Source organism: Pseudaquabacterium terrae, assembly GCF_013266755.1.
Classification (GTDB): Bacteria; Pseudomonadota; Gammaproteobacteria; order Burkholderiales; family Burkholderiaceae_C; genus Pseudaquabacterium; species Pseudaquabacterium terrae.
The window spans coordinates 267,549-281,621 of record NZ_JABRWJ010000002.1 but is presented as its reverse complement, the minus strand read 5'-3'; the positions used below and the strand labels follow the sequence as shown (position 1 = coordinate 281,621).

Genomic DNA, 14,073 nt, shown 5'->3' with positions numbered 1-14,073 from the left:
CGCGAGCCAGCGCCCGCGACGTACCGCCGGCCTCACTTCTTGGCTCCCTTGGCCTTCTCGGCCTTGGCCTTGCGAATCTCGGCGATCTCGTTGACGTCGAGGTAGCGGTAGGTGCGTGCGGTCGCTTCCATCGTCAGGCGGCCCGAGGGATCTCGCGGAGGCGTCGCCACGTTCAGGTTGTGCAAGGTCACGATACGCGACAGGTTGGCGACGTCGGCAGCAAACGCACCGATGTCGTGGTAGCGGCCGCTGACGCGCAATGAGATCGGCAGTTCGGCGTAGTAGTCCTTCAGCTCGATCTGTCCGGGCCGGAACAGCTCGAACTCCAGGCCCCGCCCCAGGCCCGCCGTGTTGATGTCCGACAGCAGCGCATCCATCTCGGCCTTGCCGGGCAATTGTTTTTCGAGCTGCGTCACGTACTCCTGCACCTGCTGCTTCTGCTTGCGCAGCTCGGTCAGGTTGACGGCCTGCGCCCACTTGTTGCGATAGTCCTGCTTGAGCTGGGGCTCCTTCGCTTTCTCGGCCTGCAGTTCGTCATCGGCAGCCTGCACGAAAGCGACCCAGCCGAGTGCCAGCACCACCAGACCCGCGGCAATCCATGCGCTGAGCTTGGGAAGAATCGGCCATTGACCCGGCTCACGCAGGTTCAGCCCTTTGAATTGCGAGCCTGCCCTGCTGAAGGTGCTGTTGAGATCGAGGCTGGCGGGTCGAGTGGTGGTGGCCATCGTCGGTCCTCAGCTGGCTTTGCGCGCCGCGGCAGACGCCGGGGCCGATGCAGCCGGAGCCGCTTGCGCGCCCGGCTGAATCAACGAAACGCGGATCGAGAAGTCGTGCAGGCGGCGTTGATCCCGGTTGGCTGCCTGCCCGGCTGGCACATTGACCGCCTTGATCTCGATCAGCTCCGGCTTCTTCAGCCATTGCGACTGGTTCGTCGTATTGCGCAGCAATTCAGAGACACGCTCGTTGGTCTGGGCGACGCCGGTCAGCGTGACCACCTCACCGACCTGCTTGATCGACGTGAAGTAGATGCCCTCGGGCGTGTAGCGGACCAGTTCGTCGAGCAGGTAGACCGGCACGTTGCGATTCGTCTGCAGGTCTTCGACCGCCTTCTGGCGCGCCTTCAGGCCTTCGATCTCCGCGCGCAGTTCGGCGATGTCCTTGATCTGGGCGTCGAGCCGCTTGATCTCGGCGGTCAGGAACTCGTTGCGCGATTGCTGGACGGTGGTGAGGTGTTGCAGCACCAGCATCCAGATGCCGGCGGCGGCGATGCCGGCCACGCCGGCGGTGCCCAGGCCAACAAAGAAGGCGCGCTTGCGTTGCCGGCGCTTCTCCTCGCGATGGGGCAGCAGGTTGATCAGGATCACTGCATGAACCTCCGCATCGCCAGACCGCAGGCGGTCAGGTACGACGGCGCATCGCGCCGCACCTTGGCCTCGCGCACCGCGGAGCCCAGCTTCATGTTGTCGAAGGGATTCACGACCATCGACGCGAAGCCCGTCAGCTCGGTGACGCGCTCCTTCAGGCCGGGCAGCGTGGCCGTGCCGCCCGCCAGCATCACGTAGTGGACCTTGTGGTGCGGCGTGCTGGTGAAGAAGTACTGCAGCGCGCGGCCGATCTCCTGGGACAGGCTGTCGACGAAGGGCGCAAGGATCACCGCCTCGTAGTCTTCGGGCAGATCGCCGGCGAGCTTCTTGGCTTCGGCCTCCTCGAATGAGAAGCCGTATTGGCGCGAGATCAGCTGCGTCAGCTGCGAGCCGCCGAATGCCTGGTCGCGGTCGTACAGCATCTCCTCGTCGCGCAAGACCTTCAGGCTGGTGGTATCGGCGCCGATCTCGAACAACGCCACGAGTGCGTCCTTGCCGGCGTTCGGCAAGGAGCCGATGACCCGCGTCATCGCCAGCCTCGATGCATGCGACTCGATGTCCAGCACCATCGGCTTCAGCCCTGCGGCTTCGGCCAGGCCCTGGCGGTCCTGCACGCGGTCCTTGCGCGACGCGGCGATCAGCACTTCGACATCGCCGCCTGAGGTCGGGCTCGGTCCGATGACGCAGAAATCCAGGCTGACCTCGTCGAGCGAGAACGGGATGTACTGATTGGCTTCCGACTCGACCTGCAGTTCCAGCTCTTCTTCGCGCAGGCCGGACGGCAGCATGATCTTCTTGGTGATGACCGCCGACTGCGGCATCGCCATCGCCACGTGCTTGGTGCGGCTGCCGCTCTTTTGCACCAGCTTGCGCACGGCACCGGCCACTTCGTCGAACTTCTCGATCTGCCCGTCGGTGATCCAGCCTTTCTCGAAAGGCTCGGAGGCAAATCGTTCCAAGACGTATTCGCCATTGGCGGCCTGACCGAGCTCAACGAGCTTGGCGCTTGACGAGCTGATGTCCAGGCCGATCATCGGCGCATGCTTGCGGCCCAGCAGCAGGTCCAGAAAGCTCACGAGCGGTCTCCCAACTTTCGAAATGGGGGCGAAATCGAGCGGATTAGGGACAGCGAATTCTTAAGAAGTTACTTCAATGCTAGCAGTAAAGCCTTTGTGCGCCAAAGGAATTTCCCTCGGCGCCGGCAACAGCTCGTTGCGATTCTCCGACGTTTCGGAGCGCATTTGAAACAAGGCGCTGCGGGTTCGTGCGCCCCGCCGAGACCGCCGCAAACTCCATCGGAGCCGGCTTCTATACACTCGATCGACGTATGAGCGAACCCGATCGAAACGCCGCGGCGTCAACTTCTGCTCGGCCGCGCGCACTGCCAGCCTGGTCCCGGCCCGTGCTGCGGGCGCTGGGCTGGCTGGCCGGAGGTCTCGCCGCCGGCGGTGTCGCGGTGCTGATGTTGCTTGCGGTTGCCTTGTCGGTCGCGTACCCCAACCTGCCGGAGATCAGTGGGCTGACCGACTACCGCCCGAAGCTGCCGCTGCGCGTGATCTCCGCCGACGGTGTGCTGCTCGGCGAATTCGGCGAGGAGCGGCGGCTCTTCACGCCGATCGACCGCATCCCGCCGGTGATGCAGCAGGCGGTGCTGGCGATCGAGGACGCCCGCTTCTACCGCCACGGCGGCGTCGACTACCTGGGCGTGATCCGCGCCGGCCTGGCGCAGTTCAACAAGGCCAAGAGCCAAGGCGCATCGACGATCACGATGCAGGTGGCGCGCAACTTCTACCTGTCGACCGAGAAGACCTTCACCCGCAAGATCTACGAGATCCTGCTGGCATTGAAGATCGAGAGCCAGCTCGCGAAGAAGCAGATCCTCGAGGTCTACATGAACCAGATCTTTCTCGGGCAGCGAGCCTACGGCTTCGCGGCGGCGAGCGAGATCTACTTCGGCAAGCCGCTGCAGGACGTGACGATCGCCGAGGCCGCGATGCTCGCTGGCCTGCCGCAAGCGCCCTCGGCCTACAACCCGATCGCCAATCCGCAGCGCGCGGCGCGGCGGCAGCAGTACATCATCCAGCGCATGGTCGAGAACGGCTTCATCACCGAGGAGCAGGCCGAGTCCGCGCGCAAGCAGGTGCTGCGCTACCGCACGCCGGTCGACAGCGGCGTGCATGCCGAGTACGTCGCCGAGACGGTGCGCCAGCTGGTGCACAGCCAGTACGGCGAAGAGACGACGACACGCGGCCTGAACGTGCACGTCACCGTCGACGCCGCCGACCAGGCCGCCGCCTACCGCGCATTGCGCCGGGGTCTGCTGAACTACGAGAGGCGTCAGGTCTACCGCGGTCCGGAAGACTACGTCGACCTGCCGAAGGACCCGAAGGACCTCGACGCGCGCATTGCCGAAGCGCTTGCCGACCATCCGGACAACGACGAGCTGAAGGCCGCCGTCGTGATGGAGGCCTCGCCGCGCAAGGTGGTGGCGGTGCTGCAGTCCGGCGAGGCGATCACCGTCACCGGCGACGGGTTGAAGCCGGTGACCTCGGGCCTGTCCGACAAGGCCGGACCGAAGACGCAGATCCGGCGCGGCGCGGTGGTGCGGGCGGTCAAGGGCCCCAAGGGCGAGTGGACGCTGACCCAGCAGCCGGAGGTCGAAGGCGCCTTCGTGTCGATGGAGCCTTCCACCGGCGCGATTCGCGCGTTGGTCGGCGGTTTCGACTTCGGCAAGAGCAAGTTCAACCACGTGCTGCAGGCCTGGCGCCAACCCGGCTCGAGCTTCAAGCCCTTCATCTATTCGAGCGCGCTGGAAAAGGGCTTCACGCCGCAGACGGTGGTCAACGACGCGCCGCTCTTTTTCGACGCCGGCTCGACCGGCAGCCAGCCCTGGGAACCCAAGAACTACGACGGCAAGTTCGAGGGCCCGATGGCCTTGCGCCAGGCCCTGGCCAGGTCGAAGAACATGGTCTCGATCCGCGTGCTGCAGTCGGTTGGCGTGCACTACGCGCAGGAGTGGATCACCCGCTTCGGCTTCGAGGCTGACAAGCATCCGCCCTACCTGACCATGGCCCTCGGCGCGGGCTCGGTGACGCCGATGCAGATGGTCGGCGCCTACGCCGTCTTCGCCAACGGCGGCCACCGCGTCAATCCGGCCCTGATCACGCGCATCACCGACAGCAAGGGGCGCCTGCTGCTCGATACGCCGCCGAAGCCGGTCGACGAATCGATGCGCGTGATCGACGAGCGCAATGCCTATGTGATGGCCCAGCTGATGGGCGAGGTCACCCGCGCCGGCACGGCAGCGCAGGTCTACCAGGTCTTCAAGCGCGCCGACCTGTACGGCAAGACCGGCACGACGAACGACTCGATGGACGCGTGGTTCGCCGGTTATCAACCCAACCTGGCGGCCGTGGTCTGGATCGGCTACGACAACCCGCGCAAGCTGGGCGACCGCGAAACCGGCGGCGGCCTGTCGCTGCCGGTGTGGATCGAGTACATGGCGCATGCGCTGAAGCGCCTGCCGGTGCAGGAATCGGCAGTGCCCGAGGGCCTGATCCAGCGCGGCAGCGACTGGGTGTTCGAGGAGTACGGTGCCGGCGCCGGCGTCAGCAGCGTCGGCCTGGACGACAAGACGCCGCACGCGCCGAGCGACGAGGAACGCCGCAGCATCCTCGACCTGTTCCGGCGCTGATCGCGCTGCAGCGCGCGGATCAGCGCGCGGAGAAGTGCAGCGCCTGGCCGGCCTGCTCGCTGGCGAAGGCCGACAAGGACGCGAAGAATTCGCTGTCGTCGCGGGTATCGAGCCAGCGCCCGTCGCTGTAGCGGTAGTGGTGCCCGCCGCTGCGCGCCGCCAGCCACAGCTCGTGCAGCGGTGGCTGCGTATTGATGATGATCTTGCTGCCGTCGGGCAGGCTCAGCTCGAGCAATCCGCCGGTGCGATGGATGTCGATGTCGATGACATCGTCCTGCAGCCAGCCGTCGATCGTCGCCTCGATGCCGGCCAGCACGGCATCGGTGCGTTGGTGGTATTCGCTGTCCGACAGCGGCGTGGCGGTGGAAGTCATGGTCGATATCATGCGGCGATGAAATTGACTTCCAGTGTAGTCACGCGCAGCTTGACCCTCGCCCTCGTGGTGGCGGCGGTCGTCGGCTGCGGCCAGCCGGGGCCGCTGTACCTGCCGGCGCCGGCGGCCTCGGCGCCGGCCAAGGCGGCGTCCGCAACGCCACCGGCCCGCTGAAGGCTCAGCCGGCAGGCGCGCTCAGATCCGGCCTTCGGTCACCGCGTGGCAGGCGACCTGGATGCCCTTGAACGAGGTCAGCTCCGGCCGCTCGGCCGAGCAGCGCGCGTTGGCATGCGGGCAGCGCGGATGGAAGGCGCAGCCGCTCGGCGGGTTCAGCGGATTCGGCACCTCGCCCTGCACCGGCGTGCGCGCCCGGCCGGTCATCGCGATGTCGGGGATCGCGTCGAGCAGCATGCGCGTGTACGGATGGCGCGGGTTCGAGAACAGCGTGGCCTTGTCCGCCAGCTCGACCAGCCGGCCCAGGTACATCACGCCGACGTTGTCGCTGACATGCCGCACCACCGCCAGGTTGTGCGAGATGAACAGGTACGTGAGCCCGCGCTGGCGCTGCAGGTCCTTCATGATGTTCAGCACCTGCGCCTGCACCGAGACGTCGAGCGCCGAGGTCGGCTCGTCGCAGACCAGGAACTCCGGCTGCGTCGCCAGCGCCCGCGCGATCGAGATGCGCTGGCGCTGCCCACCGGAGAACTGGTGCGGAAACTTCTCCATGTCCCCCGGCGCCAGGCCGACCGAGGACAGCAGCTCGCCGACCTGCTTCTTCAGCGCTTCGTCATCGGGCACCAGGCCGTGCTCGCGCAGCGGCTCGCCGACGATGTCGCGCACTTTCCAGCGCGGGTTCAGGCTGGCATACGGATCCTGGAAGATCATCTGCATGCGCCGGTGCAGCGTGCGACCGGCGGGCGTCGACAACATCGTCTGCGTGTCCTGGCCGTCGAAGCGGACCGTGCCGCGGGTCGGACCGTACAGGCCGACCAGCAGCCGCGCCACGGTGCTCTTGCCGCAACCTGATTCGCCGACCAGCGCCAGCGTCTTGCCCTTCTCGATCTTGAAGCTGACACCGTCGACGGCGTGCACGAACTGGCGCGCCTTGCGCTCCAGCACGCGGTTCAACCACGGCGCCGAAACATCGAATACCTTGGCCAGCCCGCTGACCTCCACCAGCGCCGTCATGCACTCGCCCCCGTCGTCACCACTGCTGCGGCCGCGGCCGCAGGTTCCACTGCATTGAGCCAGCACGCCGCGCGCGTCGCGCCGGCGGGCATCAGGTCCGGCCGCTCGCGGCGGCAACGCTCGAACACGCGCGGGCAGCGCGGGTTGAACGCACAGCCGGTCGGAATCGCGTTCAACCGCGGCATCGCGCCGTCGATCTGCATCAGGCGCTCGCGGTCGATGTCCATCGACGGGATCGAGCCCATCAGGCCGACCGTGTACGGATGCTTCGGGCGGTGGATCACGTCGGCCACCGGGCCGATCTCGGCGATGCGGCCGGCGTACATCACCGCGACGCGGTCGCACGACTCGGCGATGACGCCCATGTCGTGCGTCACCAGCATCACCGCCGCGCCATGGTCCTTTGTCAGCCGCTTCAGCAGACTGATGATCTGTGCCTGGATCGACACGTCGAGCGCGGTCGTCGGCTCGTCGGCGACGATCAGCTTCGGCTCGGCGGCGAGCGCGAGGGCGATCACCACGCGCTGGCGCATGCCGCCGGAGAACTGGTGCGGGTACTGGTCGATGCGCTGCTCGGCGGCCGGAATGCCAGTTTCCTGCAGCAGGTGGATCGCACGCCTGCGCGCGTCGTCGTAACTGACGCGCAGGTGCACCTGGATCGTCTCGATCAGCTGGCTGCCGATCGTCACCAGCGGATTCAACGAGGTCAGCGGGTCCTGGAAGATCGCGCCGATCTGGCGGCCACGAATCTCGCGCATCTTCTCGTGCGGCAGGTTGTCGATGCGTTTGCCGGCGAGACGGATCTCGCCGGCACCGATGCGGCCGGGCGGCTCGAGCAGGCCGATGATCGAGGCACCGGTCAGCGACTTGCCGGCACCGGACTCGCCGACGACGCCGAGGATCTCGCCGGGCGCGATGTCGAAGGAGATGTCGTCCAGCGCGCGCAGCGTGCCGCGGCGCGTCGGGAACTCGACGCGCAGGTTCTTGACTTCAAGCAATGGGGCAGTCATGGGACTTCTCTTCAACGCAGGCGCGGGTTCAGCGCGTCGCGCAGCCAGTCGCCCAGCAGGTTGACCGACAGCGCGATCATGATCAGCACCATCCCTGGGAAAATGGTGATCCACCATTCGCCGGAGAACAGGAAGTCCTGCCCGACGCGAATGAGCGTGCCGAGCGACGGCGAGGTCGGGGGCACGCCGACACCGAGGAATGACAGCGTGGCCTCGGTGATGATCGCGGTCGCGATGTGAATCGTCGCCAGCACCAGCACGGGGCCCATCACGTTGGGCAGCACGTGCTTGCGCATGATGCGGGCCGGCGAGACGCCGATGACACGCGCGGCCTGCACGTACTCGCGTTGGCGCTCGACCATCGTCGAGCCGCGCACGGTACGTGCGTACTGCACCCAGCCGGTCAGCGAGATCGCGATGATCAGCACCGTGAAGGCCAGGGTGTCGTGCGCGTTCGGGAACATCGCGCGGCCGACGCCATCGATCAGCAGTGCGATCAGGATCGACGGGAACGACAGCATCACGTCGCACACGCGCATGATGAAGGCATCGACGCGGCCGCCGACGAAGCCCGACAGCAGCCCCAGCCCGACACCGACGACCACCGACACCAGCACCGACGCAAAGCCGACGAACAGCGAAATGCGCGAGCCGTACATCAGCGCCGACAGGATGTCGCGGCCCTGGTCGTCGGTGCCGAGCCAGTACTTCGACTTGCCCTCCGGCTCCCAGGCCGGCGGCAGCCGCGCGTCCATCAATTCGAGGGTCGCGAGGTCGAGCGGGTTGTGCGGCGCGATCCAGTTGGCGAACAGCGCGCAGATGATGCAGAGCATCGCGACGATCGACGCGACGATCGCCACCGGCGAGTTCTTGAAGGAGTGCCAGACGTCGCCGTCGAGGAAGCGCGCCAGGGCGCCTGGCGCAACCGTCGGCGCCAAGGAATTTTCGATAGTCATGATGTCAGTGTCCGGCAGTGCTGCGCTCGATGCGCAGCCGCGGGTCGACCGCGAAGTACAGCAAGTCCACCACCAGGTTGATGGTGACGAAGATCAGGGCGATCAGGCACAGGTAGGCCGCCATCACCGGGATGTCGGCGAACTGCACCGCCTGGATGAACAGCAGCCCCATGCCGGGCCACTGGAAGACCGTCTCGGTGACGATCGCGAACGCGATGATCGCGCCCAGCTGCAGGCCGGCGATCGTGATCACCGGCACCAGCGTGTTCTTCAGCGCATGGCGGAAATAGACGGCACGGTCCGGCAGGCCGCGCGCGCGCGCGAACTTGATGTAGTCGGTGCGCAGCACCTCGAGCATCTCGGCGCGCACCAGGCGCAGCACCAGCGTCATCGGAAACAGCGACAGCGTGAAGGCCGGCAGCACCAGGTGCTTCAGGCCGTCGACGGTCAGCAGGCCGGTGCTCAGGTTGCCCAGCGACACCACGTCGCCGCGGCCGAAGCTCGGCAGCCACTTGAAGGTCACGGCGAAGACCAGGATCAGCAGGATGCCGATCAGGAAGTTCGGCAGCGACACGCCGAGCAGCGAGCCGGTCATCACCACCTGCGACATGAAACTGCCGCGCTTGAGTGCGGCAAAGACGCCCAGGGGGATGCCGAGCAGCAGGCCGAGCACCGCGGCGACGGTGGCCAGTTCGAGCGTCGCCGGGAAGCGTTCGGCGATGAGCACCGAAACCTTGCGGCCCTGGCGCAGGCTCAGGCCGAATTCGCCTTGCACGGCATTGCCGATGAACTTGCCGAACTGAACGAAGAAGGGTTGGTCGAGACCCAGGTCGCGGCGCAGGTCTTCGCGCTGCTGTGGTGTCGCGTCCTGGCCGAGCAAATTGGTCACGGGGTCGCCGACATACTGGAACAGCATGAAGGCAATGAAGGCCACCGTGAGCATCACGATCATGGCCTGGATCAGGCGGCGGAGGATAAATGCAAGCATCGCGGGTAACTGTGGTGGCGCGGGGCGCATTCGCCGGCTTGTGGCCGGCCAAAAGCATTCCCGCACCGCGCTCGTGCGTTGGCGGACAAGGGCGCCATGATCCGCAAAACGCATGCCGGGCGCAAAAGGGGAAACACCGGTTCCCTTGAATCGTCCGGCATGGCGCTGCGGAAGGAATCTGCAAAAAGAAAACCGCCCCGAGGGGCGGTTTGCGGGCGAACGGATGTCCGCCGCGAAACTGATGGACGACCGGCGCTCTAGGCCGGCGCCCGATCAGAAGATGTGGCGAATGCCGGCTTCCAGACCCGTCGCGGTCTTGCCGCCGAGGATCGTCACGCCGGTGAAGCCCAGACCGTTGTCCGTCACGGTCTTGACCTGGCCACCCTTGTTGCTCACGCGGGCGTACGTCGAGTACAGCTGCGTGCGCTTCGACAGGTTGTAGCCGTAGCCGATCGCGAACTTGTTCCAGTCGGCGTCGCGCAGCGCGGTCGTCTTGATGTCGTAACGCGCAAACGAGGTGCGCAGTTCGCCCTGGCCCAGCGGCACGCTGGCACCGATCTGAGCGGCTTCGACGCGGAAGCCGCTGTCGGCCTTCTCGCGAGCGAAGTAGCCCATCAGCTTGACGGCGCCGAGGTCGTACGACGCGCCGATGCTGGCGTACTTGATGTCGTTCGCAGCGACAGCGGCCTGGCTCTCGCCATAGGCACCGTGCACGCTCAGCGGGCCGGCGGCGTAGCCGAGGCGGGTGCCGATGAACTGGTTGGCCTTGCGCGTGCCCGAGGTGTTCTCGGCGAAGCCGAACATGAACTGGCCAGTGAAGCCACCCAGGTTGCCCGGCAGGAAGTATCCGACGGAGTTGTTCTGGCGCGTATTGCCCTGGTTCGCGACGCCGAGGCCGACCAGCATGCTGGTGGCCAGCGAGGTGCCGACGCTGTTGGTGCCGAAGACGTCGTAGGCGCTGACGTTCAAGAAGGTCGGGGTGTAGTCACGGCCGAGGCGGACTTCACCGAAACCGCCCAGCAGGCTGACGGTCGAACGGCGCTGGAAGTCGAACGGCAGGCCGGTGCCACGACCATCGCCGCTGTCGTTGAACAGCTGACCCTCGATGTGGAAGGCAGCGCGCAGGCCACCACCGAGGTCTTCAACACCGCGGAAACCGAGGCGGCTGCTGTTGAGACCGGAATTAACCATGCCCGTGACGGACTTGCTGCCCGTGGTCGTCTTGGCCGTCAGGCGCGCCACACCGGCGTCAACGATACCGAACAGCGTGACCGACGACTGCGCAGACGCAACGCCCGCGAAAGAAGCGAGCATGGCGAGAGCGAGCAGAGACTTTTTCATTGCGACTATCTCCTAGGTTGAACAAGAGGTCCCGATCCCGTAGAGAACCCGCCCACCGGGAACGGCGCGGGCCGGTCAGGCCAACCTCCTCATCGGAAGTTGCGGCTATTCCACCAGACGGCTGCATGGGTTGCAAAGAAATGGGCCGAAAAAGCCGGCTACTTGTTGCCTCCCAACAACGGCTAAATCGGCGCCGTTGAAGGCCCGATCAGAGCCTTTGCGGCCCCTTCGGAGCGGCGTCTCCAGAGGGCTGCGCTATGCTTGCCGCATGTCAGGAATCGATGCGCTGATCAACAGCGCGGACATGGCGCTGCGCACCTTGAGCCGCAGTGCCAGCTCGGCACGACCGATGCCCCAGGCCGCGGCGACGCCGCTGTCCGAGCCGGAGCGCCGCCTCTCGGGCGCGCTGATGCGCGTCAATCATGTCGGCGAGGTCTGCGCGCAGGCGCTCTACGCGGCGCAGGCGTTGACCGCGCGCACGCCCGCCCTGCGTGCGCAGATGCGCGCGGCCGCGCGCGACGAGACCGACCATCTGGCGTGGACCGAGCGCCGGCTCGACGAGCTCGGCGACCGCACCAGCCTGCTGAACCCGCTGTGGTACGCCGGCGCATTCACGATCGGCCTCGTGGCCGGCCGCGCCGGGGATCGCTACAGCCTGGGTTTCGTCGTCGAGACCGAGCGTCAGGTCGAACAGCACCTGGCCAGCCACCTCGAGCGCCTGCCCGCCGCGGACCAGCGCTCACGCGCCGTCGTCAGCGTGATGCAGGCCGACGAAGCGCGCCATGCGGACGAAGCCCACCAGGCCGGTGCCGCGCCGATGCCCGCGCCGGTGCGCTGGTTGATGCGCGCTGCGGCGCGCGTGATGACGCGCACCGCGCACGTGATCTGATCCGCCTGCCTAGACAGGCGCATTCAACTCAGACCGCGACGATCTCGTGGCTGGTGCTGATCTCGGCCGTCTTGCCGAGCATCACGGTCGCCGAACAGTACTTCTCGTGCGACAGCGCGATCGCCCGCGCCACCGCTGCCTCCGGCAGGTTGCGCCCGCTGACGACGAAGTGCATGTGGATGCGCGTGAAGACCTTCGGGTCGCTCGGCGCGCGCTCGGCCTCGAGCTTCAGGCGGCAGTCGGTCACGTCATGGCGGCCGCGCTTCAGAATCAGCACGACGTCGTAGGCGGTGCAGCCGCCGGCACCCGCCAGCAGCGTCTCCATCGGCCGCGGCGCGAGATTGCGGCCGCCGCCATCGGGCGCGCCGTCCATCGTCAGCAGGTGGCCGCTGCCGGTCTCGGCGACCATCGCCATGCCGGCATCGGGCACCCAGCGAATCGTGCACTCCATCGTCATCCACTCCGTCGGTGCGTGCAGCGCACCTTGCGCGGGCGGTGCGCACCAGCGCCTGGAGCGCCCACCCTAGAACTGATCGCGGTCATCATATTGCAGCGCAACATCCTCGACGTTAGACTGGCTTCGCTGCATCGCACCATCTGGTTGATGCGACCGATTGTCTCCTCCACCCCCAATGGTGGATTCGGCCCGGGGCCTCAAGCCCCGGGCCTTTTTCTTTCGGGCGGCGCCTTATCATCCCGCGCCCTTCCCTCGCCCGAAAGTCCTGCCGGCCATGGCGCGCGTCAAGCATCCCGACTACCTGAAGAAGATCCTCACCGCCCGGGTGTATGACGTGGCGATCGAATCGTCGCTCGACGCGGCGCGCAACCTGTCGCGGCGCCTGGGCAACCACGTGCTGCTCAAGCGCGAGGATCAGCAGCCGGTGTTCAGCTTCAAGCTGCGCGGCGCCTACAACAAGATGGCGCACCTGACGAAGGAGCAGCTCGAGCGCGGCGTCATCTGCGCCTCGGCCGGCAACCATGCGCAAGGCGTCGCGCTGAGCGCGCGCCGCTTGAGCTGCCGCGCGGTGATCGTGATGCCAGTGACGACACCGAAGCTGAAGATCGACGCCGTCGCCGCACTCGGCGGCGAGGTGGTGCTGCACGGCGACAGCTATTCCGACGCCTACCAGCAGGCGCTGCTGCTGCAGCAGGCCGAGGACCTGACCTTCGTGCACCCGTTCGACGACCCGGACGTGATCGCCGGACAGGGCACGATCGGCATGGAGATCCTGCGCCAGCACCAGGGCCCGCTCGATGCCGTCTTCGTCGCCATCGGCGGCGGCGGGTTGATCGCCGGCGTGGCCTCGTACATCAAGGCGGTGCGGCCGGACGTGAAGGTGATCGGCGTGCAGACGCGCGACTCCGACGCGATGGTGCGCTCGGTCAAGGCCGGCAAGCGCGTGACGCTGACCGACGTCGGCCTGTTCTCCGACGGCACCGCGGTCAAGCTGGTCGGCGAGGAGACCTTCCGCCTCGCGCGCACGCTGGTCGACGATTTCGTCATCGTCGACACCGACGAAGTCTGTGCCGCGATCAAGGACGTGTTCCAGGACACGCGCAGCATCCTCGAGCCGGCCGGCGCATTAGGCGTCGCGGCGATCAAGCAGTACGTCGCCCAGCACAAGCTGAAGGGCCAGACGCTGGTGGCGATCACCTGCGGCGCGAACATGAATTTCGACCGCCTGCGCTTCGTCGCCGAGCGCGCCGAGGTCGGCGAGCAGCGCGAGGCGCTGTATGCCGTGACGATCCCCGAGGAGCGCGGCTCGTTCCGCCGCTTCTGCGAGCTGATCGGGCCGCGCGCGGTGACCGAATTCAACTACCGCATCTCGGATCCGCAGCAGGCGCATGTCTTCGTCGGCATCGCGATCAGCCGCCGCGACGAAGCCGACAAGATCGCGCGCAGCTTCGAGCGCCACGGCTTCCCGACCGTCAACCTGACCGACGACGAGCTGGCCAAGGAGCATGTGCGCCACATGGTCGGCGGCCGCAGCGAGCTGGCCGAGGACGAGCGGCTGTTCCGCTTCGTCTTTCCCGAGCGGCCTGGCGCGCTGATGCGCTTCCTGTCGTCGATGCATCCCGAATGGAACATCAGCCTGTTCCACTACCGCAACCAGGGCGCGGACTACGGCCGCATCCTCGTCGGTATCCAGGTGCCGCGCAGCGACCAGCGCGCGTTCAAGGACTTCCTCGACGCGCTGGCCTACCCCTACGTCGAACAGACCGACAACCCGGTGTATCGGCTGTTCCTGCGCTGACACCTGCACCGGCTT

14 protein-coding genes are annotated in these 14,073 nt (G+C 66.8%); 4 read left to right on the top strand and 10 right to left on the bottom strand.

Annotated features, from left to right (window positions below; translation table 11 throughout):
• Positions 1 to 32: 32 nt before the first annotated feature.
• From HLB44_RS06380 to HLB44_RS06370, 3 genes are read right to left on the bottom strand one after another with little or no spacing between them, the layout of a single operon-like run.
• A complete protein-coding gene (locus tag HLB44_RS06380; RefSeq protein WP_173121723.1) occupies positions 33 to 725 on the bottom strand; it encodes a type IV pilus inner membrane component PilO in 693 nt (230 codons plus the stop codon).
• A 9-nt stretch (positions 726 to 734) separates the two neighbouring features.
• The gene (locus tag HLB44_RS06375) at positions 735 to 1,364 is read right to left on the bottom strand and encodes a PilN domain-containing protein (protein ID WP_173121722.1); all 630 of its coding nucleotides are present in this window, start codon (positions 1,362 to 1,364) and stop codon (positions 735 to 737) included.
• Complete coding sequence (locus HLB44_RS06370; protein WP_173122236.1) at positions 1,361 to 2,398, bottom strand: pilus assembly protein PilM; 1,038 nt, start codon at positions 2,396 to 2,398, stop codon at positions 1,361 to 1,363. Before HLB44_RS06370 ends, HLB44_RS06375 begins: the two co-directional genes overlap by 4 nt.
• Before the next feature lie 293 nt (positions 2,399 to 2,691).
• Here HLB44_RS06370 and HLB44_RS06365 point away from each other — a divergent pair, with 293 nt between their 5' ends.
• On the top strand, positions 2,692 to 5,058 hold the full coding sequence (locus tag HLB44_RS06365) for a penicillin-binding protein 1A (RefSeq protein ID WP_173121721.1): 2,367 nt from the start codon (positions 2,692 to 2,694) through the stop codon (positions 5,056 to 5,058).
• 19 nt (positions 5,059 to 5,077) lie between these two features.
• On the opposite strand, the gene cyaY is transcribed toward HLB44_RS06365, so the two are convergent.
• Positions 5,078 to 5,410 (bottom strand): iron donor protein CyaY, encoded by a 333-nt coding sequence (cyaY, locus tag HLB44_RS06360; RefSeq protein ID WP_173122235.1) that lies wholly within the window; start codon positions 5,408 to 5,410, stop codon positions 5,078 to 5,080.
• Between cyaY and lptM the strand changes: the two genes are divergently transcribed.
• Entirely contained in the window at positions 5,306 to 5,605 is a 300-nt protein-coding gene (gene lptM, locus HLB44_RS38315) for an LPS translocon maturation chaperone LptM (RefSeq protein ID WP_425500768.1), read from the top strand. The two genes, cyaY and lptM, sit on opposite strands and share 105 nt — an antisense overlap.
• A gap of 21 nt (positions 5,606 to 5,626) precedes the next feature.
• Here the strand turns inward: lptM and HLB44_RS06355 are convergent, their stop codons facing one another.
• The 5 genes from HLB44_RS06355 to HLB44_RS06335 all read right to left on the bottom strand — a co-directional run bounded on the left by HLB44_RS06355 (position 5,627) and on the right by HLB44_RS06335 (position 10,914).
• Positions 5,627 to 6,619 carry an ABC transporter ATP-binding protein gene (locus HLB44_RS06355; protein WP_173121720.1) on the bottom strand — a complete coding sequence of 331 codons (993 nt, stop codon included), beginning with the start codon at positions 6,617 to 6,619 and terminating at the stop codon, positions 5,627 to 5,629.
• Positions 6,616 to 7,629, bottom strand: a complete 1,014-nt coding sequence (locus HLB44_RS06350) for an ABC transporter ATP-binding protein (RefSeq protein WP_173121719.1) — start codon at positions 7,627 to 7,629, stop codon at positions 6,616 to 6,618. Before HLB44_RS06350 ends, HLB44_RS06355 begins: the two co-directional genes overlap by 4 nt.
• A gap of 11 nt (positions 7,630 to 7,640) precedes the next feature.
• The gene (locus HLB44_RS06345) at positions 7,641 to 8,585 is read right to left on the bottom strand and encodes an ABC transporter permease (protein WP_173121718.1); all 945 of its coding nucleotides are present in this window, start codon (positions 8,583 to 8,585) and stop codon (positions 7,641 to 7,643) included.
• A gap of 4 nt (positions 8,586 to 8,589) precedes the next feature.
• Positions 8,590 to 9,573: an ABC transporter permease gene (locus HLB44_RS06340; protein WP_173121717.1), complete on the bottom strand. Its 984-nt coding sequence runs from the start codon at positions 9,571 to 9,573 to the stop codon at positions 8,590 to 8,592.
• Between the two features lie 273 nt (positions 9,574 to 9,846).
• Complete coding sequence (locus HLB44_RS06335) at positions 9,847 to 10,914, bottom strand: porin (RefSeq protein WP_173121716.1); 1,068 nt, start codon at positions 10,912 to 10,914, stop codon at positions 9,847 to 9,849.
• 268 nt (positions 10,915 to 11,182) lie between these two features.
• Between HLB44_RS06335 and coq7 the strand changes: the two genes are divergently transcribed.
• Positions 11,183 to 11,803, top strand: coding sequence for a 2-polyprenyl-3-methyl-6-methoxy-1,4-benzoquinone monooxygenase (gene coq7, locus HLB44_RS06330; RefSeq protein WP_173121715.1), 621 nt, complete (start codon positions 11,183 to 11,185; stop codon positions 11,801 to 11,803).
• Between the two features lie 28 nt (positions 11,804 to 11,831).
• Here coq7 and HLB44_RS06325 read toward each other — a convergent pair whose 3' ends face one another.
• The gene (locus HLB44_RS06325; protein WP_173121714.1) at positions 11,832 to 12,254 is read right to left on the bottom strand and encodes an OsmC family protein; all 423 of its coding nucleotides are present in this window, start codon (positions 12,252 to 12,254) and stop codon (positions 11,832 to 11,834) included.
• A 280-nt stretch (positions 12,255 to 12,534) separates the two neighbouring features.
• Between HLB44_RS06325 and ilvA the strand changes: the two genes are divergently transcribed.
• Positions 12,535 to 14,058 carry a threonine ammonia-lyase, biosynthetic gene (gene ilvA, locus HLB44_RS06320; RefSeq protein ID WP_173121713.1) on the top strand — a complete coding sequence of 508 codons (1,524 nt, stop codon included), beginning with the start codon at positions 12,535 to 12,537 and terminating at the stop codon, positions 14,056 to 14,058.
• The last annotated feature ends 15 nt before the right edge of the window (positions 14,059 to 14,073 follow it).